The organism is Bacillus sp. SIMBA_005 (assembly GCF_046535585.1).
GTDB classification, from domain to species: Bacteria; Bacillota; Bacilli; order Bacillales; family Bacillaceae; genus Bacillus; species Bacillus pumilus.
On the sequence record NZ_JAWRWI010001321.1, the window covers coordinates 1 to 229 of the forward strand.

Genomic DNA, 229 nt, shown 5'->3' on the forward strand with positions numbered 1-229 from the left:
CGGACCGAACGAGTTGTTGATGCCGACCTCGGCGCTCCAGCCATTGAAATCCTTCTCCCGATATTCCGGATCCCAGTTCTGGTAAGCCACGCGGGCCAGCAGATCGGTGCTCCTGGCAATCTCGTAGTTGTAGCCAACGCCGACATTCCAGAGGTTGGTGTCCAGACCAATGTCGTCGTACTTCAGCTTGGTATAACCGCCGAAGGCATGGAAGTTCGGCGCGAACGCG

General features: G+C 57.6%; 1 protein-coding gene. It reads right to left on the reverse strand.

The window, feature by feature from the left end; genetic code table 11:
• Positions 1 to 229, reverse strand: a 229-nt coding sequence (locus SB660_RS24360; protein ID WP_410585232.1) for an outer membrane beta-barrel protein, incomplete at both ends; no start/stop codon positions are given.